This window comes from Mesorhizobium sp. WSM4815 (genome assembly GCF_055811575.1).
Genome location: NZ_JBVVQS010000097.1, coordinates 204,085 through 222,003 on the forward strand (window position 1 = coordinate 204,085; position 17,919 = coordinate 222,003).

General features: G+C 62.4%; 18 protein-coding genes. 9 read left to right on the top strand and 9 right to left on the bottom strand.

The window, feature by feature from the left end:
- Nucleotides 1-27: 27 nt before the first annotated feature.
- The 3 genes from AC0L2B_RS20650 to AC0L2B_RS20660 form a co-directional block, all read right to left on the bottom strand.
- Nucleotides 28-1,599 (bottom strand): GMC family oxidoreductase, encoded by a 1,572-nt coding sequence (locus AC0L2B_RS20650; RefSeq protein WP_473746633.1) that lies wholly within the window; start codon nt 1,597-1,599, stop codon nt 28-30.
- Between the two features lie 46 nt (nt 1,600-1,645).
- A complete protein-coding gene (locus AC0L2B_RS20655; protein ID WP_473746634.1) occupies nt 1,646-2,194 on the bottom strand; it encodes a gluconate 2-dehydrogenase subunit 3 family protein in 549 nt (182 codons plus the stop codon).
- A gap of 79 nt (nt 2,195-2,273) precedes the next feature.
- A complete protein-coding gene (locus AC0L2B_RS20660; protein WP_473608269.1) occupies nt 2,274-2,669 on the bottom strand; it encodes a VOC family protein in 396 nt (131 codons plus the stop codon).
- Nucleotides 2,670-2,926: 257 nt separating this feature from the next.
- Here AC0L2B_RS20660 and AC0L2B_RS20665 point away from each other — a divergent pair, with 257 nt between their 5' ends.
- The gene (locus AC0L2B_RS20665; RefSeq protein ID WP_027151971.1) at nt 2,927-3,232 is read left to right on the top strand and encodes a ribbon-helix-helix domain-containing protein; all 306 of its coding nucleotides are present in this window, start codon (nt 2,927-2,929) and stop codon (nt 3,230-3,232) included.
- On the opposite strand, the gene AC0L2B_RS20670 is transcribed toward AC0L2B_RS20665, so the two are convergent.
- Together AC0L2B_RS20670 and cckA are read right to left on the bottom strand one after the other, a co-directional pair.
- Nucleotides 3,229-3,939 (bottom strand): purine-nucleoside phosphorylase, encoded by a 711-nt coding sequence (locus AC0L2B_RS20670; RefSeq protein ID WP_473746635.1) that lies wholly within the window; start codon nt 3,937-3,939, stop codon nt 3,229-3,231. The two genes, AC0L2B_RS20665 and AC0L2B_RS20670, sit on opposite strands and share 4 nt — an antisense overlap.
- A gap of 85 nt (nt 3,940-4,024) precedes the next feature.
- A complete protein-coding gene (gene cckA / locus AC0L2B_RS20675) occupies nt 4,025-6,595 on the bottom strand; it encodes a cell cycle histidine kinase CckA (RefSeq protein WP_473746636.1) in 2,571 nt (856 codons plus the stop codon).
- Nucleotides 6,596-6,963: 368 nt separating this feature from the next.
- Between cckA and AC0L2B_RS20680 the strand changes: the two genes are divergently transcribed.
- On the top strand, nt 6,964-7,710 hold the full coding sequence (locus AC0L2B_RS20680; RefSeq protein WP_473746637.1) for a hypothetical protein: 747 nt from the start codon (nt 6,964-6,966) through the stop codon (nt 7,708-7,710).
- Between the two features lie 85 nt (nt 7,711-7,795).
- Here AC0L2B_RS20680 and dksA read toward each other — a convergent pair whose 3' ends face one another.
- Nucleotides 7,796-8,212 (bottom strand): RNA polymerase-binding protein DksA, encoded by a 417-nt coding sequence (dksA, locus tag AC0L2B_RS20685; protein ID WP_292483123.1) that lies wholly within the window; start codon nt 8,210-8,212, stop codon nt 7,796-7,798.
- Nucleotides 8,213-8,476: 264 nt separating this feature from the next.
- Between dksA and AC0L2B_RS20690 the strand changes: the two genes are divergently transcribed.
- The 6 genes from AC0L2B_RS20690 to AC0L2B_RS20715 all read left to right on the top strand — a co-directional run bounded on the left by AC0L2B_RS20690 (nt 8,477) and on the right by AC0L2B_RS20715 (nt 15,328).
- A complete protein-coding gene (locus AC0L2B_RS20690) occupies nt 8,477-8,980 on the top strand; it encodes a SixA phosphatase family protein (RefSeq protein ID WP_473746638.1) in 504 nt (167 codons plus the stop codon).
- A gap of 227 nt (nt 8,981-9,207) precedes the next feature.
- Nucleotides 9,208-10,722: a YcjX family GTP-binding protein gene (locus tag AC0L2B_RS20695; protein ID WP_473746639.1), complete on the top strand. Its 1,515-nt coding sequence runs from the start codon at nt 9,208-9,210 to the stop codon at nt 10,720-10,722.
- A complete protein-coding gene (locus AC0L2B_RS20700) occupies nt 10,719-11,807 on the top strand; it encodes a YcjF family protein (RefSeq protein WP_473746640.1) in 1,089 nt (362 codons plus the stop codon). The genes AC0L2B_RS20695 and AC0L2B_RS20700 overlap by 4 nt, the downstream gene beginning before the upstream one ends.
- 295 nt (nt 11,808-12,102) lie before the next feature.
- Nucleotides 12,103-12,654 (top strand): hypothetical protein, encoded by a 552-nt coding sequence (locus AC0L2B_RS20705; protein ID WP_473490259.1) that lies wholly within the window; start codon nt 12,103-12,105, stop codon nt 12,652-12,654.
- A gap of 271 nt (nt 12,655-12,925) precedes the next feature.
- Entirely contained in the window at nt 12,926-14,761 is a 1,836-nt protein-coding gene (locus AC0L2B_RS20710; RefSeq protein WP_473746641.1) for a monovalent cation:proton antiporter-2 (CPA2) family protein, read from the top strand.
- An 18-nt stretch (nt 14,762-14,779) separates the two neighbouring features.
- Nucleotides 14,780-15,328 (top strand): DUF924 family protein, encoded by a 549-nt coding sequence (locus tag AC0L2B_RS20715; RefSeq protein WP_473746642.1) that lies wholly within the window; start codon nt 14,780-14,782, stop codon nt 15,326-15,328.
- Between the two features lie 48 nt (nt 15,329-15,376).
- On the opposite strand, the gene folK is transcribed toward AC0L2B_RS20715, so the two are convergent.
- From folK to folP, 3 genes are all read right to left on the bottom strand, one after another.
- Entirely contained in the window at nt 15,377-15,889 is a 513-nt protein-coding gene (gene folK, locus AC0L2B_RS20720) for a 2-amino-4-hydroxy-6-hydroxymethyldihydropteridine diphosphokinase (protein WP_473746643.1), read from the bottom strand.
- The gene (gene folB, locus AC0L2B_RS20725) at nt 15,873-16,232 is read right to left on the bottom strand and encodes a dihydroneopterin aldolase (protein ID WP_473746644.1); all 360 of its coding nucleotides are present in this window, start codon (nt 16,230-16,232) and stop codon (nt 15,873-15,875) included. The genes folK and folB overlap by 17 nt, the downstream gene beginning before the upstream one ends.
- A gap of 109 nt (nt 16,233-16,341) precedes the next feature.
- The gene (folP, locus tag AC0L2B_RS20730) at nt 16,342-17,184 is read right to left on the bottom strand and encodes a dihydropteroate synthase (protein WP_473746645.1); all 843 of its coding nucleotides are present in this window, start codon (nt 17,182-17,184) and stop codon (nt 16,342-16,344) included.
- An 84-nt stretch (nt 17,185-17,268) separates the two neighbouring features.
- Between folP and AC0L2B_RS20735 the strand changes: the two genes are divergently transcribed.
- Nucleotides 17,269-17,886, top strand: coding sequence for a DUF922 domain-containing Zn-dependent protease (locus AC0L2B_RS20735; protein ID WP_473520503.1), 618 nt, complete (start codon nt 17,269-17,271; stop codon nt 17,884-17,886).
- Nucleotides 17,887-17,919: the final 33 nt, after the last annotated feature.

The following is a 17,919-nucleotide window of genomic DNA, read 5'->3' on the forward strand; positions in this document are numbered from 1 at the left end:
GCGCCAGCAGCAGTCGGGAGGCTATGGCTAAATGCTTTTGGCCGACATTTGTCCGGCAATGTACTCGGCCTGACGGATCGCCAGCGACACGATCGTCAATGTCGGATTTTCAGCCCCGCCCGTGGTGAACTGGCTGCCATCCGACACGAACAGGTTCTTGATATCGTGCGCCTGGCCATGCTTGTTGACGACGCCGTCGGCCGCCTTCTCGCTCATCCGATTGGTGCCGAGATTGTGGGTCGACGGATAGGGTGGCGTCGAGAAGGTCCGCGTCGCCCCGACCGCCTCGTAGAGCGCCGAGCCCTGCTTGTAGGCGTGGTTGCGCATCGCCGTGTCGTTGGCATGGTCGTCGAAATGGACGTCCGCCACCGGCATGCCGTGCTCGTCCTTGATATCGGCATGCAGCGTGATGCGGTTTTCCTGGCGCGGCATGTCCTCGCCGACGATCCACATGCCGGCCATGTGGTCGTAGTGGTCGAGCGCGGTGGTGAAGGAACGCCCCCAGCCGCCGGGATTGAGGAAGGCGGCCATGAACGGCAGGCCGAGCGACAGCGTCTCGAGTTCGTAGCCGCCGACGAAGCCGCGCGAGGGATCATTGCGGGCCTCATCGCGGATGATACCGGCCATGGTGGTGCCGCGATACATATGCACCGGCTTGTCGAAGATGCCGTAGACCGAGCCGGTGGTGTGGCGCATGTAGTTCTTGCCGACCTGCCCCGACGAATTGGCAAGGCCGTCGGGAAACTGGCTCGATGCCGAATTGAGCAGCAGCCGCGGGCTCTCGATCGAATTTCCGGCGACCGCGACGATGCGGGCCTTCTGTTCCCTCAGTCTGCCGTCCTTGTCGGCATAGACGACCCCGGTTACCTTGCCCGACGCATCGTGGTTGATCTTGATGGCCATGGCATTCGGCCTGACCTCGAGATGGCCGGTCGCCTCGCCCTTGGGAATTTCGCTGTAGAGCGTCGACCATTTGGCGCCCCATTTGCAGCCCTGGAAGCAGAAGCCGGTCTGCTGGCAGGCATTGCGGTCGTCGCGCGGCTCGGAATTGATTGCCATCCGGCCGGTGTGGCACTCCTTGTAGCCGAGCTTGTCGGCGCCGGCCTTCATCACCTTGAAGTTGTTGTTGCCGGGAAGGCCCGGGATGTTGCTGGTGAGCGTCACGCCTAGCTTGTCTTCGGCCTTTGCGTAGTAGGGCTCGAGCTCGCCAAGCGTGATCGGCCAGTCGAGCAGGTTCGCGCCTTCCAGTTTTCCGTAGGTCGAAAGCGTTTTGAATTCGTGCTCCTGAAAGCGCAGCGAGGCGCCTGCCCAGTGCGTGGTCGAGCCGCCGACCGCCTTGACGATCCAAGCCGGCAGGTTGGGGAAATCCTTCGCCACCCGCCAGTCGCCCGAGGTCGTGCGCTTGTCCGTCCAGGCGAGTTGGGCGAATGACTCCCACTCGTCATTGATGAAATCCTCGTATTCGTGACGGGCGCCCGCCTCCAGCATGACGACATCGACGCCCTTCTGCGCAAGTTCATTGCCGAGCGTGCCGCCGCCGGCGCCCGAGCCGATGATGACGACCACGCCGTCGTTGTTGAGATCAAATGGTGCTGCCATGGTTTCCTCCCATGATGTCTGTTGTGTGCGGTTGCGACGACGGGGCTCAGAGCCACTCGATGTCGTCGAACCCGCGCACCATGTAGCCGCCCTTGGAGTAGGATTCGCCCTCGTAGCCGAAGATCGGCCAGACCTCCTTCTGGTTGTAGAGGCCGACGACAAGCCCGCCGCGGACGGCCTGGAAGAACGGCGTGTCCTGGATATCCCTGAGCACCGCAACGCGCTGCTCCTCCCAGCCGAGACCGGTGTAGCCGTCCTTGCCCGATTTCAGGTCGAGATCGGCGATGCCCTTTTCGATAAGGTCCTTGTGGGCAGGGTCCTTGCCGGCCTGCTCATCGTGCGCCTTGACGGCGATTGCGTAATATTTGTCAGGCACTTGGTCGTGCGGGTAGATGTCGCGCGCCATCTGGATCAGGGTCGCCATGGTTTCGGGCTTGAGCGCGGATGTTTCGAGACCCCAGGCATGTTCCGGGCTGATGACGGCACTGCCTGAAATGACCAGCAGCGCGCCGACACCGCCGCGCTTCAGTAGCTCGCGGCGCGATAGAACTGGCTTCGTTTCATGGACCGGCTTGCTCTCATAAATTGTGACCAATTGTTCCTCCCTTGCTTGCTGTCTGCACCCGAAGGTGCCCTGGCTGGCGCCGCGCTGGCCGGCGCGGCCGTCGTATCTCCTATTTGAACCGGCCCCGACGCTGCAGCACCTCGATTTTGAAGCCATCGGGATCCTCGATGAAGAAGAAGCGTGCGAGTAGCGCTCCGTCGCGGTTGAACTCGACGATCTTCTTCGGGTTCAGGCCAAGCGCGCCGAGCCGGTCATGCTCGCTGTCCAGATCGGCGACCGAAACCGCGAGATGGCCGTAGCCGTCGCCGAGCGCATAAGGCTCCTGGCGGCCCTTGTTGACGGTGAGCTCGACCTCGAGCTCCGCCTCGGCATTGCTCAGATAGACGAGCGTAAAGGTTTCGAAATCGAGCCGTTCGGCGACGTCCAGTCCAAACGCTTTCCGGTAGAAGTCGACGGACCGGGCCTCGTCGAGAACCCGGATCATGGTGTGGATCGCCTTCGCCAAATGACACTCCGTGCGGTAAGCGCGATGTGCGCGTCGGCGTGATTATGCGCGGGTTGCGGCAAACGTGGTGGCAGCCGATTACCACGCGCTAATCTAACGACGGGGAAAACCGCCTAAGGACGAAAGTCCGATTGCTGTTTTCCGCTTTCCAGCTGAAGATAATTGGCCACGACAAGGCACTGCCAAAGGCGCGAATCACTGCTGATTGCGCCCAAAATCAATAAGAACGGCCAGATCAATAGGAACGGGAGGTAACGATGTGCAGGGTTTTTGCCGGGCAGGATCCGGACGGCTACCGGCAGATCAACCGGTCGATTCGTATCGACGGGCATTCGACCAGCATCCAGCTCGAGGCGACGTTCTGGGCATTGCTCGACGAGATCGCCGACAGCCAGGGCCTGACGACGCCGAAATTCATCTCGAAGCTCTATGACGAGGCCATCGAGATCAATGGCCAGATTCCCAACTTCGCCTCGATGCTGCGGACGACCTGTGCTCTCTATCTGCGCGGCCATCGGCCCGGCATCGAAGAACACACGGCGCCGAAGCGGCAGGCAGCTTAACTTTCGATCGCGACATCGAGCGCCAGGCGGGTCATATCGGTGAAGAGCGCCTGGCGTTCGGAATAATCGGTTTGCTCGCCGGTCACCACATTGTCGACGACAGTCAGCATCGACAAGGCCCTGGCGCCGAAATGCGCGGCGATGCGATAGAGCGCGCTGGTCTCCATATCCACGGCCAGCGCGCCCTGTGCCTGCGCTTCGGCGAAGCGGTCGCGCCCCCGGGGATGATAGAATATGTCGCTGCAGATGGTCAGCCCGGCCTGATGCTCGATGCCGATTTCGGCAGCCCGGGCCAGGGCTTGGGAAACCAGATCCGGATCGGGTCCGGCCTCAGCACCATAAAGCCCAAAAACCTGGCCGCTCTCGGCACTTTCACCCCGCACCGCTTGCGAGATCACTAAACTGCGCAGTTTGACTGCGGCAGTCAGGGCACCACAGGTGCCGGTGCGGATCAGTGTCCTCACGCCATGGAAGTCCAGCAATTCATGGGCGTAGATCAGGAATGACGAGACGCCGATGCCGGTGGACTGGATGCTGACGGGCTTGCCGCGAAACAGGCCGGTAAAACCGAGGGCCTGCCTTCGACGGTTGACGCAGCGCGGCGCCTCGAGAAAGGTTTCCGCCATCCATTCGGCACGCTGCGGATCGCCCGGCAACAGCACTGTTGCCGCATAATCACCCTTGCCTGCCTCGTTGTGCGGCGTCACGGCATGCTCCCCCAAAACCCGCCGTCTGTTTGGCCCCATAATCATGGCAGTCTCACGCCATTTCGCAAGTGCGAATTAGTGAGCCCTAAGATTCCAGCACGTCCTTGACGATTGTGGCCAGTTGCTTGAGCGAAAACGGCTTCGGCAGGAAACCGAAATGCGCGTCTGCCGGCAGGTTCTTGGCGAACGCGTCCTCCGCGTAGCCGGAAACAAAGACGAATTTGATGTCCGGCTGCCGCTTGCGCAATTCGCCGAGCAGCGTCGGCCCATCCATTTCCGGCATCACCACATCGGAAACGACAATGTCGATCTTGCCGCCGAGCGCCTCGAAGACTTCCAGCGCCTCGACGCCCGAGGACGCTTCGTGGACGGTGTAACCGCGCGACGTCAGCGCCCGCATGCCGCCCATGCGCACGGCATCCTCGTCCTCGACGAGCAGCACCGTGGCCGAACCTGACAGGTCCTTGGCTGCGTCGGCGACCTTTGCCGGTGCAGCCGGCGCCTCGCCGGGCTCGCCTGCCGTTCTCGCCTCAGCAATGTAGCGCGGCAGGAAGATGCGGAACACCGATCCTTTGTCGACCTCGGACTCGCAGAAGATGAAGCCGCCTGTCTGCTTGATGATGCCATAGACCATCGACAGGCCGAGGCCGGTGCCCTTGCCGACCTCCTTGGTGGTGAAGAAGGGTTCGAAAATCTTCTTGAGCACTTCGGGGGCGATGCCGCTGCCGGTGTCTTCAACTTCGACCACCACATAATCGGCAGGTGCAAGTTCGCGGTAGGGAAGGCTCTTGCTCTCCTGTGTGGTCACGTTGCGGGTGCGCACGGTGAGTTCGCCGCCGTTCGGCATCGCATCGCGCGCATTGACCGCCAGATTGACCACCACCTGCTCGAACTGCCCGATGTCGACCTTCACCGGCCACAGATCGCGGCCATGATCGACCTTCAGCTTGATGTCGTTGCCGACCAGACGGGCCAGCAGCATCCGCAGATCGGCAAGCACGTCGGTCAGGTTGAGCACCTCCGGCCGCAGCGTCTGCTTGCGCGAGAAGGCCAGAAGCTGCCGCACCAGCGAGGCCGCCCGGTTGGCATTCTGCTTGATGTTCATGATGTCGGGGAAGGACGGGTCCGACGGGCGGTGGTTGGTCAACAACAGGTCCGACGCCATGATGATGGCGGTCAGCACATTGTTGAAGTCGTGTGCGATGCCGCCGGCAAGCTGGCCGACCGCCTGCATCTTCTGGCTTTGCGCCATCTGGCCCTCGAGCGCCTTCTGCTCGGTGGTCTCGACGGCGTAGACGATGGCCGATTCTTCGGCGCCCTCGCCGGTGCCGTCGGCAACCGCGTTGACGTAGAAGCGCATGTGCCGTTCTTCATTGCCGGGCAGCAGCGTATCGATCGGTTCGATATCGGCCTGCCGTTGTCGCGCTTTTTCGAACGCCGCGGCAAAGGCGGGGCGGTCGCGCTCATGGATCACCGTGTCCAGCCGCACGCGCCGATCGACCGCGTCCCCGTCGACGACGGAGGAAAACAGCGACAGGAAAGGCGCGTTGGTGCGCAGGATGCGCCCGCGGTTGTCGACAGCCGCTATTGCCATCGGCGTCGAATTGAAGAAGCGGGTGAAGCGGATCTCCGAGGCGCGCAGATCGGCGGAAGCGTCCTCGCCTTGCGTCCGGTTGAGCACGATGGTGCGCGTCGGACCGTTGGCGCCCTCGCGGCTGGCCGAAACCCGATGCATGAAACGCACGGGCAGTGCCTCGCCCTTCACTGTCGTCAGATCGAGATCGATGACCGCATTGCGGGTGGTGCCGGGATCGGCCTTGACCGAGCGGACCAGCGCCATGCCGTCGCCGGCGACGATCTCCGCAAGCGTGACGGCACCAGGCGTGAAGCTCGTCAGGTCGATGCCCAGCCACTCCGCAAGCGTGGCGTTGATGTAGGTGACGCGGCCTTCCTGGTCGGCCGAAAAGAAGCCGGCAGGCGCATGGTCGAGATGGTCGATGGCCTCCTGCAGATCAAGGAAGAAGCGCTCCTGCTCGGCCCGTTCTTTCGAGATGTCGGCGAGTTGCCAGGCGAGCAAGGGCAGCCGCTGGCCCGGAACGCTGAATGCGCGGGCGCGGACACGATACCAGCGCGCGCCCGGCTCGGCGCCGGGTCGAATGGATTGGGCAAGGCGAAACTCACCGTCGCCGGGCTGGCCGTCGCGCAGGCCGGAGGCGAGCCGGTATATGGTCACCGAGGCCTCGGGAACATCGGACAGCAACCCTTCGACGGTCTTTAGATCCGCCGCAGAAGCCGCGCCCGTCATGTCGGCATAGGCCCGATTGGCGTAGACGACACGACCCTTGGTGTCGGTGACCAGAAGGCCTTGCGACATTGAATCGACGAAGGCCTTCGACAGCTCGTCACTCGTCGAGCGCGGTGTGATCTGCACGAAGCCGATGGCGGTGGCGAACAGGAAGCCGACACCGATCATCGCCAGCACGCCAAGCATTCCAAGCAGGAATGGATCGCCAAGACGTTCTCGGAAAAGGCCGAAAACGATCGCCGCCCCTGTCAGCACAACGATGAAGACGATGAGCCGGGTGACCGCGCCCGGTCGCGTGTTCTGGTCGACGATCGGTACCGGATAGAAATCGCCGCGCGCTTCCTTGGCCATGTGCCCCCTGCTCGTGAATTCCGGTACTTGCCCCTGCCGGTTGAATCACATTCTCAGGGTCCGGAAAAGGCCTTGGCGGCAACTGTCCGCTAAAAATGACACCCGTTCGGCGCCTGGTGCGGCGAATCCGAAATTCGCATCATTCCTGGTCCGACGCGAGCGAATTTCGGATTCATCACGCCAGCAACTTGCTGAAAATCCAGCGTCGTGGATTGAAGTGGGGACGCTGACGCCCTCAATTCGCAGGAGCTTGAAATCCACCACATGGGTGTTTCAAGCTGTTCACGAAGCGCGAAACGTAACTTGCAGTCGCGTGCCGCAACAGTCTAGTGTCGCATCTTCTTCGAAAGCTGATTTTGGGTGCACCAATGCTGCAGTGGCTGGATAGCGTGGCGGGTCCCGGTTATGCCGCGGCGATCCTGTGGACCTTTGTCGCGCTTGTCCTTGTGGTCATCGTTCTCCTCATCATCAAGCTGGTCCGCAACCTGACTTTTGGAACATTCGTTGCCGGCGGCAGGAACCGCAAGACGCGGCTGGCGGTGATGGACGCCACCGCAGTCGACAGTCACCGCCGGTTGGTGCTGGTGCGCCGCGACGATATCGAGCACCTGCTGCTGATCGGCGGTCCGACCGACGTCGTCGTCGAACGCGACATCAGGCTGTCGGCGCTGCGCCGTCCTGCACTGACCGGAGATGGCGGCGGCCATCAGCCGGCACCGCCGCCGCGCGCGCCGCAACCGGCTCCCGCGCCAGTGAGGCAAGCACCGTCTCCGCAGCCGGCAAGCACGGCCCCAACGCCTGGCCGGCCGCAGCAGCCCGCACCGGCGCCGAGGCCAGCAGCGCAAAGCCCTCAATCGGCGACCATCACGCCGCTGCCCGCCTACACCAATGCTGTTCGGTACGCGCCATCGCCGGCAAGACAGGATTCCCCGGCAAAGCCGGATTCCCCGGCAAAAGAGGATTCCATCGACGATACGCTGATGAGGGAGCTCGAGGTCCCGTTTGATGACCCGCACCCCGCCAAGCCGGAGAGCAAGCCGGCGGCGAAAGCGCCGTCGTCTCTCGATGACGAGATGACGAAGCTTCTCGGCGAGTTGTCCAGCCAGAAGAGATAACCGGCCAACAGCCAACAAAAAAATGGCCGGAGACCGGCCATGACAAATTCGCTATTGGCTGCGTTTTAGACGCTTCGCCCGTGCTTCAGTCGTCGCGGTAGACCTTCTCGCGGCGTTCGTGGCGCTCCTGCGCCTCGATCGACAGGGTCGCGATCGGACGCGCATCGAGCCGCTTCAGCGCGATCGGCTCGCCGGTTTCCTCACAATAACCGTAAGTGCCTTCATCGATGCGCTGAAGCGCAGAATCGATCTTTGAAATGAGTTTCCGCTGGCGATCGCGGGCACGAAGTTCGATGGCGCGGTCGGTTTCCGATGAGGCGCGATCGGCGAGATCGGGGTGGTTGGCGTTTTCCTGCTGCAGGATTTCGAGAGTTTCGCGCGCTTCGCGCAGTATGTCATTCTTCCAGGTGACGAGCTTCAGGCGAAAGTAGGATTTCTGCCGCTCGTTCATGAACGGCTCGTCCTCGGAGGGTACGTAATCGGCGGCAACGATGTCGTTCATTCGACTCACCCAGACAGCCCCAAATTTGGCGCCTATATATTCACGGACCGAATGCTGCACAAGCGCAATCGACGACTGATTCACGCAATTGTTAATCTCGGCCAATACGCCATGGGCTGCATCATTCGCATGAAGGGCGCGACCGAATTCGCGTATGATTCGTTAGGTTTGTAGGGCGCCGGCCATTGTGCGCAAGGCGTTTCTCATGACTAATCCCGCAGCGCCTTTTGACGAGTTTCGGTGTTTGGCACAAGCGAGGGACGGGTGAGCAAGCTTTATCTGCTGAGGCATGCGAAGGCCGGATGGGCCCTGCCGGGCATGCGCGATTTCGATCGTCCACTCGACGCATCCGGCGTCGCCGACGCCGAAACGATGGGTGCGGTCATGCGGGCCTGCAACTACATTCCGGACCTGACCCTTTGCTCGAATGCAAAGCGAGCCCGCCAAACGCTTGAGGGGCTTGCCGGTCACACCGATACGGGCCGGGTTCTGTTCCTGGAGACGCTCTACAGCGAGGATGCCGCCGGTTATCTCAACCTCATCCGTGGCAATGGCGGGCCAGGCTCGCTGCTGGTCGTCGGCCACAATCCGATGACGGAAGATCTCACTATCGCGCTTTCGGGCGATGGCGAGGAGGTCGCCAGGGGAATGCTGAACCACGGCTTCCCGACCTCCGGCCTCGCGGTCGTGCGTTTTCCAGGCAGTCTTGCCAACGCCGCGCAAGGCACCGGCTATCTTGAAGCCTTCCTGTCGCCGGCCGAGATCTGACGCCATTTCAAACGTAGCGTGGTGGATTTGAAGTTCCTGCCACTTCAATGGCATCAGCGTTCAGGAACTTCAAATCCAAAACCACGCTAGAAACGATGGTTTGCCAGTGTGACTTAGAAACCGAAATTCGCTCACTGCGATGCTCCAAGGTACTGCGAATTTCGGATTCGCCACACTAGCCGGCAGCGCCTATATCGGGGCGGACCGAAGCCCCGAGAGACCGCATTTTGGCATCATCGCTGACCACTTTCACCGACGAGGCGAAGATTGCCCTGGATACGCTGTCGGGGCGCGCTACCGGGCTTTTTTCGCCATCGCTGCGGCTGGGTGTTACCGGCCTCTCCCGCGCCGGCAAGACGGTGTTCATCTCAGCCTTTGTCCACAATCTGATCCATGGCGGGCGGTTGCCGCTGTTCGAGGCGCAGAAATCGGGGCGTATCGCCCGTGCCTTCCTCGAAGAGCAACCCGATGACGCCGTGCCGCGATTCCAGTACGAGGACCACATCGCGGCCCTGGTCAACGACCGCCTGTGGCCGGATTCGACACGTGCCATTTCCGAGCTGAGGCTTACCATCGAATATGAATCGGCCTCCGGCTGGAGCCGCATGTTCTCATCAGGCAGATTGTCGGTCGATATCGTCGACTACCCTGGGGAATGGCTGCTTGACCTGCCGCTGCTCGGCAAATCCTACACCGATTTCTCACGCGAAGCCTTTGACATGGCCGTGCTGCCGGTGCGCGCCGACCTTTCGCAGGAATGGCGCGCGCTCTCCGCCGCAATCGACCCGAATGCCGACGCCGATGAGATGACGGCGCGACGCCTCGCCGAGAGCTTCGCCGCATATCTCAAGGCATGCAAGCTCGACGAGCGGGCGCTTTCGACCCTGCCACCCGGCCGTTTCCTGATGCCCGGCGACCTTGAGGGCTCACCGGCGCTGACCTTCGCGCCGCTGCCGGGCCTGAGCGAGCGGCGGGCGCGGCCCGGGTCGCTTCAGGCGATGATGGAGCGGCGCTATGAGGCCTACAGGACGCACGTCGTAAAGCCGTTCTTCCGGGAGCACATCACGCGCCTCGACCGTCAGATCGTTGTGATAGACGCCTTGCAGGCCTTGAATGCGGGACCCGGCGCAATGGCCGATCTCGAACGTGCGGTGACCGAAATCCTTGCCTGCTTCCGCCCCGGCCGCGGCAATTTCCTGACCGACTTCTTTTCAAGGCGCATCGACCGCATATTGGTGGCGGCGACAAAGGCGGACCATCTGCATCACGAAAGCCATGACCGGCTGCAGGCGATCGTGCGGCGGCTCGCCGACCGCGCCGTGGCGCGCGCGAATTTCACCGGCGCCGATGTCGACGTGGTCGCCCTGGCGGCGATGCGAGCGACCCGGGAAGGCACGGTCAAGCAAGGCCGGGAAACGCTGCCGGTCATCATCGGCACACCGTTGAAAGGTGAAAAGATCAACGGCGAAACATTTGATGGAAGAACAGAAACAGCCATATTTCCCGGTGACTTGCCGGAGAAAATTGATGCAGTGTTCGATGTCTCCGGACCAGAGCGTCAGCAGAACCCGAGCCATCGGCAGAGCCCAGGCCATCGGCAGGGCAATGAGGATCCGGCGATCCGCTTCGTGCGCTTTCGCCCGCCAAAACTCGAACGCACTGCCGAAGGCGTCACGCTGTCGCTGCCGCATATCAGGCTCGACCGCGCCCTGCAGTTCCTGATCGGAGATCACCTGGCATGACCGCGCCCCGCAAGCCGGCGGCATTTCGCATCGAGCCGGAAGCCCCGCCAAAGCAACAGGCGGCCTTGCGACAGCCCGACGCCGCTGCGGCCAGAAAACCACGCACCGTGAACGCTGACCTTGCCGTCGTCACGCCGGCGGAAATCGACGTTTTCGACGAGCCGGACATCATCGCCGCCGAACCGCCGCCGGCGACCGCGCCGAGGCAGCGCTCGATATCAGGCAGCCTGTTTTTCGGAGCATTGGGCGTTCTGGTTTCGCTGGCCCTCGGCCTTTGGACCGACCAGCTGATTCGCGATCTGTTCGCGCGGGCCGAATGGCTGGGCTGGCTGGCCGCCGGCATGGCCGTGATCGCGCTGCTCGCGCTTCTGGTCATCCTTGCCCGCGAGTTCCTGGCGATCGCCCGCCTCGCCGAGGTCGAAAAGCTGCAGAAGCGGGCGCTAGACGCCATCGCCCGCGACGATCCGAAAGCCGCTCGCGCCGTGGTCGACGAATTGTCGGCCTTTGTCGCGGCCAAGCCCGAAACCGCGGCCGGCAGACGCGCCCTGGCAGACTTGCGCGACGAGATCATCGACGGTGGCAATCTGGTGCGCCTGGCCGAGACCGAAATCCTCGGCCCCCTCGATGCGCGCGCCAAGGTGATGATCCTCGAAGCGGCAAAGCGTGTGTCGCTGGTGACGGCGGTCAGCCCTCGCGCTCTGGTCGACGTCGCCTATGTCGTGTTCGAAGCCGGCCGGCTGATTCGCCGCCTGTCGGAGCTTTATGGCGGCCGGCCGGGCACGCTGGGGTTCTTCCGGCTGGCGCGCAGCGTTCTCGCCCATCTGGCGGTGACCGGCTCGATTGCCGTCGGCGACAGTTTCGTGCAGCAGATCGTCGGCCATGGCCTTGCCGCCCGGCTCTCGGCAAAACTTGGCGAAGGCGTCGTCAACGGCATGATGACGGCGCGCATCGGCATTGCTGCGATGGAGACCGCAAGGCCCCTGCCCTTCAGCGCCGCGAGGCGGCCCGGCATGGGCGATTTCCTGTCCGCGCTGACATCATTTGCAACCAAAAAGCAGAAGGAAACATCCGCTTCCGACACCTGACGACCGTCTCCGACGCGGCACGTCCTAATGCATGTCGCGCCAAAGTGTGCAGCGGTTTTGCGATAACGACATGCATGGAAACAACAACCTAAAGCGCGTCGCATCAGGGCGGCCGAACGCGACGCGCTTTAGTGGCGCGCAAAGGGATGCTGCAGCACGTTTGTTCTGCCCATGATCCGAGCGCAAACCACGTCCGATTTTCGGGTCCATGCGCAAGCGGTGACGAAGCATTAACCAATCTTGTTCATGGTCGGACGGGTTCTCAAACCAGTCTCTTTGTTGCCGGGTGTCGTCGATGAAAAGCGTGATCTTGTCTAGCGTCCTGCCCATGGCAGTCGTGGTTTCAACAACCGCCGGCATGGCCGAAAAGACCTTTGCGGCAGAACGGGACAAGAAGTTCTTTCAATCGGTGAAAGGCGAATGGGTCGGCCCGGGGGAAATCGTCGCCGGCAAATACAAAGGCACGAAATTCACCTGCAATTTCACCGGTTCGACGCCGGACGGCAAGATCGGCATGTCGCTCGACGGCGGTTGCCGGGTCGGCATGTTCACCCAGCAGATGTCGGCGACGATCCAGCACAAGGGCCGCGAGGGCTACAAGGGCAGCTTCATGGGCGGTGCCGCCGGTTCCGGGCTCGACATCATCGGCGGCAACGTGGTCAGCGCCAACAAGGTCGTCTTCACCATCAACCGTAACCAGTTGCGCGGCGTCATGCAGGCTCTTGTCCCCAACGACAATTCGATGACAGTGACGGTTGCGGTGCGCGTCGACCAGCAGTTGGTGCCGGTCATCGGCATGAAGCTGAAGCGTGTCGATACGCTCGAAGTCGGCTCCATCGCGCCGTGAGTAGTGAATGGTGAATGGTGAATGGTGAATGGTGAATGGTGATAGGTGAATGGGATTAGATATCACTTCAGACTACTACTGACTATTCACTATTCACTATTCACTAATTCATATTCACCAAAAAAGCGGCAGCCCCGGCCACCTGAGCGCGCCTGCAACACTGCTGCACCAGTCTCGGATTCGGACTGTTCGATCTCAGCCGAAGCCCCTATCTTGGCGGCTCGATGCCGCAGCACGTGCAGCGGTCCCTAGAGAGAATGGAACGGCAGGCATGGCGGCAGAAGCAGCGGGCAGCGATCTGATCCACGTCGTGGCGCTGCTCGCCGCAGGTGTTGTCGCCGTGCCGATCTTCAAGCGCATCGGGCTTGGCTCCATCCTCGGCTATCTGGCGGCCGGCGTGGTCATCGGCCCGTTCGGCATCGGCATCTTTTCCGAATCGGAAGCCATTCTTCACGTCGCCGAGCTCGGCGTCGTCATGTTCCTGTTCATCATCGGGCTGGAGATGCAGCCGTCACGGCTGTGGGGCCTCAGGCGAGAGATCTTTGGCCTTGGCGCATTGCAGGTCGGCGTGTGCGCGCTGTTGCTGACCGGGGTCGGACTGGCGGGAGGTTTTCCGGTCTCGCAATCCTTCGTCGCCGGCGCCGGTTTCGTGCTGACCTCGACGGCGATCGTCATGCAGCTTCTGGAGGAACGCGGTGAGATGGCCGCGCCCAAAGGCCAGCGCATCGTCTCCATCCTGCTGCTCGAAGACCTGGCGATCGTGCCGCTGCTGGCGCTGATCGCTTTCCTGGCACCGGGCGGCGCCGATATGAGCTTGACGCAGCGGCTGACGGAGGTGGGCATCGGTCTTGCCGCCATCGTCGGGCTGGTGCTGGCCGGGCGTTACCTGCTCAATCCGTTCTTCCGCATCCTGGCGGATGCCCGCGCCCGCGAAGTGATGACCGCCGCCGCCCTTCTGGTCGTTCTGGGGTCGGCGCTTGCCATGCAGCTCAGCGGCCTGTCGATGGCGATGGGCGCTTTCCTGGCCGGCGTGCTGTTGTCGGAATCCACCTTCCGCCATCAGCTCGAGGCCGACATCGAACCCTTCCGCGGTGTGCTGCTCGGGCTGTTCTTCCTCGCTGTCGGCATGTCGCTCGACCTGCACGTGGTTGCCCAGAGCTGGCGGCTTGTCGCCATCTACGTCGTCGCCTACATGGTGATAAAGGCGATCGGCATCTATCTCGTCGCCCGCATCCTCAAGACCGGCCACCGGGAGGCGCTCGAGCGCGCCGTCTTCATGGCGCAAGGCGGCGAATTCGCCTTCGTTCTCTATTCCGCCGCGGCGGCGGTCGGCATCATCGACAGCCAGGCTAACGCGACGCTGACGGCGATCGTCATCATCTCCATGGTGCTGACGCCGCTGGCCATTCTGGCATTGCGGTATCTGACGCCACGCGACGAGCAGTCGCTCGAAGGCGTCGACATGGCCGATGGCCTGACCGGCAGCGTGCTGATCATCGGCTTCGGCCGCTTCGGCCAAATCGCCAGCCAGCCGCTGCTGCTGCGCGGGATCGACGTCTCGATCATCGACAATGAGGTCGAGATGATCCAGGCGGCGGCCGATTTCGGTTTCAAGGTCTATTATGGCGACGGCACGCGGCTGGACATTCTGCGTGCCGCCGGCGCCGGCCGCGCGCGCGCCGTGTTGATCTGCGTCGACAAGCCCGATGTCGCCGTCCGCATCGCAAAGCTGATCAAGGCGGAGTTTCCCCTGCTCACCGTGCTGGCACGCGCTTTCGACCGCGGAACCGCACTGCAGTTGATACGTGCCGACGTCGATTTCCAGATTCGCGAAACCTTCGAATCAGCGCTTGTCTTCGGCGGCTCCACGCTGGAAGCACTGGGCGTCGACCCCGAGGAAGTCGCCGAGGTGATCGAGGACGTCCGCCACCGCGATTCCGCCCGTTTCGAGTTGCAGCTCGCCGAAGGGGTTCGCGCCGGAGCGCGCTTCCTCAAGGGCAATATCGGCACACCCATTCCGACACCGCTCAGCCAGCCGCGCCGCTCCGGTCAGGCGCTCAATGAAGAAACCGCCGGCGTTCTGCACAAATCCGAGCCTGCCGACTAAACATTGGAGAGCAAACAGATGATCGAACTGGACGAGCGCGCGCTCTCCGTCACCAAATTCTGGCGTGACGCCGGGAAAGATACATGGTTCGAGAAGAATGACGCCTTCGACGCGGAGTTCCGCAACTGGTTCCTTGAGCTGCATTACGCTGCCGCGCGGCGTGAATGCGACGGATGGTCGGAGCATGCCGAAGGCTCACTGGCGCTGATGATCCTGCTCGACCAGTTCCCGCGAAACTGCTTTCGCGGCACCGGCCATATGTATGCCACCGACCCGCTGGCAAGGCATTTTGCCGAAAAGGCGATCGCCGCCGGCCAGGATCTGGCGCTCGACGAAGAGCTTCGCGTCTTCCTCTATTTGCCTTATGAGCATTCGGAGCATCTCGCCGACCAGCTCAAATCGGTGGACCTCACCACCGCCAAAGCCCAATCCTATCTGAAGTATGCCGTCGAGCACCTGGAGATCATTCAGCGCTTCGGCCGCTTTCCGCATCGAAACAGGATGCTTGGCCGAGAGACGACGCCGGAAGAACAGGTGTTCCTCGACGGCGGCGGGTTTTCCGGCTGAGCTCAGTGCATCGGAGCCAAAAGTGGGTAGAGGTTTTGGTTCGATGCTTTAGGTCAGCCACCAATCCCGGCCGGACGACAATTGCTGGATGCCGGCGCTGTCGAGAGCGGCAAGCCGCTCCGCCGCGCTTCTGCCGTCGACGGTGAGGTCAGGCGCGATCTCGGCCAGCGGCGCCAGAACGAAGGCGCGCTCCAGCATGCGCGGATGCGGCACTTCCAGCCCGGTTTCGTGGATGATCCGATCGCCGAACACCAGAATGTCGATGTCGATCAGCCGTGGACCCCAGCGCTCCTCGCGCACCCGCTTCAGCCTGCGCTCGACGTCGAGACAGAGATCGAGCAATGCATGTGGCGCGAGCACGGTCGAAATTTCGGCGGCCGCATTGAGAAAATCCGGCTGGTCGAGCTTGCCCCAGGGCGGCGTGCGGTAAAGCGAGGAGACGACAACGACGCGCGTGTTCCCGTCGGCGTCCAGCATGCGCAGCGCCGCGCCCATCGACTTTGCCGGGTCGCCGAGATTGCCGCCAAGGCTGAGGTAGACCGTGTTATTGGGGCCAGGCAACGGTCACCTCGACATGATCGAGCACGCCGGGCACCGGCGCGTTCGGCTTGCGCACAGTGATCTCGGCCCTTTTTATCTGGGGAAAGCGGGCTGTCAGCGCCCGGGCCACCTCCAGCGCCAGCGCTTCTATCAGAAAACGCCTCTCCCCGGTGATGATCTTTTCGATCACCCCGAAGGCAACGCCATAGTGGACGGTATCCTCGATGGAGTCATCGACCAGCGCGCGGCCGGGTTCGACGGTGAGCGCAGCGTCGACATAGAATCGCTGGCCGAGCGTCTCCTCCTCATCCAGCACGCCGTGCCGAGCGAAGAAGGCGCAATTTTTCATGCGGATGACATACATCGCTCAGCGTCCTGCTCGATTGGAGCGATGCGCGTCCGCTTGGGCGCACAGACTACGCTTTTGGGCTTTTAATCTACGCATCCTGCTGGAATCGATTTCAATTTGCGAGCTATGCGGCGGTTTCACGCGCCAGCATAGCATCCGCAAGCGCCAGCGCATCCACATTGATTGCGACATCGTGGACGCGAAAAAGCCGCGCGCCCTTAAGCCTCAGTATGACGCTCGTCGCCGCTGTTCCGGCGTCTCTGGCCGAGGCGTCGCGGCCGGTGACGGCGCCGATAAAGCGCTTTCGCGATGTACCGGCCATCAGCGGAAAGCCCAAGGCATCGAGCTCGGAAAACCGTGCCATCAGGTCGAGATTTTCCTCCGCGGTTTCCTTGGCGAAGCCAAAGCCCGGATCGAGCACGATCTGGTCGTCGGCAACGCCGCTTCGCCGGGCGATTTCCAGGGACTTCCCGAGGAAGAAAAACTGATCCTCGATCACGTCGGGCAGTTTTTGCCTGTCACGCCCGGTGTGCATGATGACAAGGCCGGCGCCGGTTTCGGCCGCGACCCGCGCGATGCCTGGTTCGCGTTGCAGGCCCCAGACGTCGTTGAGGATGTGGGCGCCGGCGGCGACGGCAAGCCGGGCGGTGTCCTCACGATAGGTGTCGACCGAAATCAGCGCCTCGCCGAGCCCGGCGAGCGCCTCGATGACAGGCAGCACGCGGGCCTGCTCTTCCTCGATGGCTACCGGAGATGCGCCGGGGCGTGTCGATTCCCCGCCGACGTCAATGACGGAGGCCCCCTCTTCCACCATCCGGCGCGCCTGGGCGATCGCCTGTTCGGGCGCGACGAACAGTCCGCCGTCAGAAAAACTGTCCGGCGTGACATTGAGAATACCGACGATCACCGCCTTGCCGCCAAGGTCGAGATGGCGCCCATGCGCCAACTGCCATCGCCCTGTCGTCATTGTCGATAAACCATGTGTGATCCACCAAAGATCAATTCCGTTGCGTCGGCAACGGCCGTAGCGCAAGGTAGGCAAAGAGGCAACATGATGAAACGATCCCTGCTTTGCGCCCTGATGCTTGCTTGTTCCGCCTTGCCGGCGGGCACGGCGAATTTGGTGAAGACATACAGCTATTTCAGCATCGGCGGCAGAACGCTCGATGATATCGGATCCCAGCTTACGAAACTTGGACCTCGGGTGAAGAGCACCGGGATGCGGCATCCAGGCGCCACGCAGATGGCGTTCACCACCCGCGTCAGCTATGCGGAAAGATCGAACTCCTGCGCGATTGCCGACGCCAATGTCACCGTCAAGGTCAAGGTGATCCTTCCCGACTGGCGCCGCCCGCGCAAGGCTGATGCCGGCGTAAGGCTGTTTTGGGATACATTGTCCGCCGACATCAAGCGTCATGAGGATCGCCATGTCGAGATCGCCAAGAACCATGCCGGCGAACTCGAGGATGCGCTGAAGGCGACCCACCCGCGCAAGACGTGCCAGGAGGCCAAAGCCAAGGCAGCGGAGATCTCCGCCGCTATTCTTGCCAAGCACGACCGCGCTCAGATGCAGTTCGATCGCGTCGAAACCATCAATTTCGAAAGCCGCATCCTGCGGCTGCTGCGTTATCGCATGAAGCGCATCGAAAACGGCCAGCTGCCGGGTTAGCTAGCTTCGGCCAGACGGTAAGGGCGATTCTCG

Bases quoted from the DNA above. Each gene is read 5' to 3' on its own strand.
- AC0L2B_RS20710 (WP_473746641.1), top strand. From the start codon at position 12,926: ATGGCGGCAGAAGCAGCGGGCAGCGATCTGATCCACGTCGTGGCGCTG.
- AC0L2B_RS20735 (WP_473520503.1), top strand. From the start codon at position 17,269: ATGATGAAACGATCCCTGCTTTGCGCCCTGATGCTTGCTTGTTCCGCC.
- AC0L2B_RS20665 (WP_027151971.1), top strand. From the start codon at position 2,927: ATGTGCAGGGTTTTTGCCGGGCAGGATCCGGACGGCTACCGGCAGATC.
- AC0L2B_RS20705 (WP_473490259.1), top strand. From the start codon at position 12,103: ATGAAAAGCGTGATCTTGTCTAGCGTCCTGCCCATGGCAGTCGTGGTT.
- AC0L2B_RS20680 (WP_473746637.1), top strand. From the start codon at position 6,964: ATGCTGCAGTGGCTGGATAGCGTGGCGGGTCCCGGTTATGCCGCGGCG.
- AC0L2B_RS20700 (WP_473746640.1), top strand. From the start codon at position 10,719: ATGACCGCGCCCCGCAAGCCGGCGGCATTTCGCATCGAGCCGGAAGCC.
- cckA (WP_473746636.1), bottom strand. From the start codon at position 6,595: ATGGCCAAGGAAGCGCGCGGCGATTTCTATCCGGTACCGATCGTCGAC.
- folB (WP_473746644.1), bottom strand. From the start codon at position 16,232: ATGTATGTCATCCGCATGAAAAATTGCGCCTTCTTCGCTCGGCACGGC.
- AC0L2B_RS20650 (WP_473746633.1), bottom strand. From the start codon at position 1,599: ATGGCAGCACCATTTGATCTCAACAACGACGGCGTGGTCGTCATCATC.
- folP (WP_473746645.1), bottom strand. From the start codon at position 17,184: ATGACGACAGGGCGATGGCAGTTGGCGCATGGGCGCCATCTCGACCTT.
- AC0L2B_RS20715 (WP_473746642.1), top strand. From the start codon at position 14,780: ATGATCGAACTGGACGAGCGCGCGCTCTCCGTCACCAAATTCTGGCGT.
- dksA (WP_292483123.1), bottom strand. From the start codon at position 8,212: ATGAACGACATCGTTGCCGCCGATTACGTACCCTCCGAGGACGAGCCG.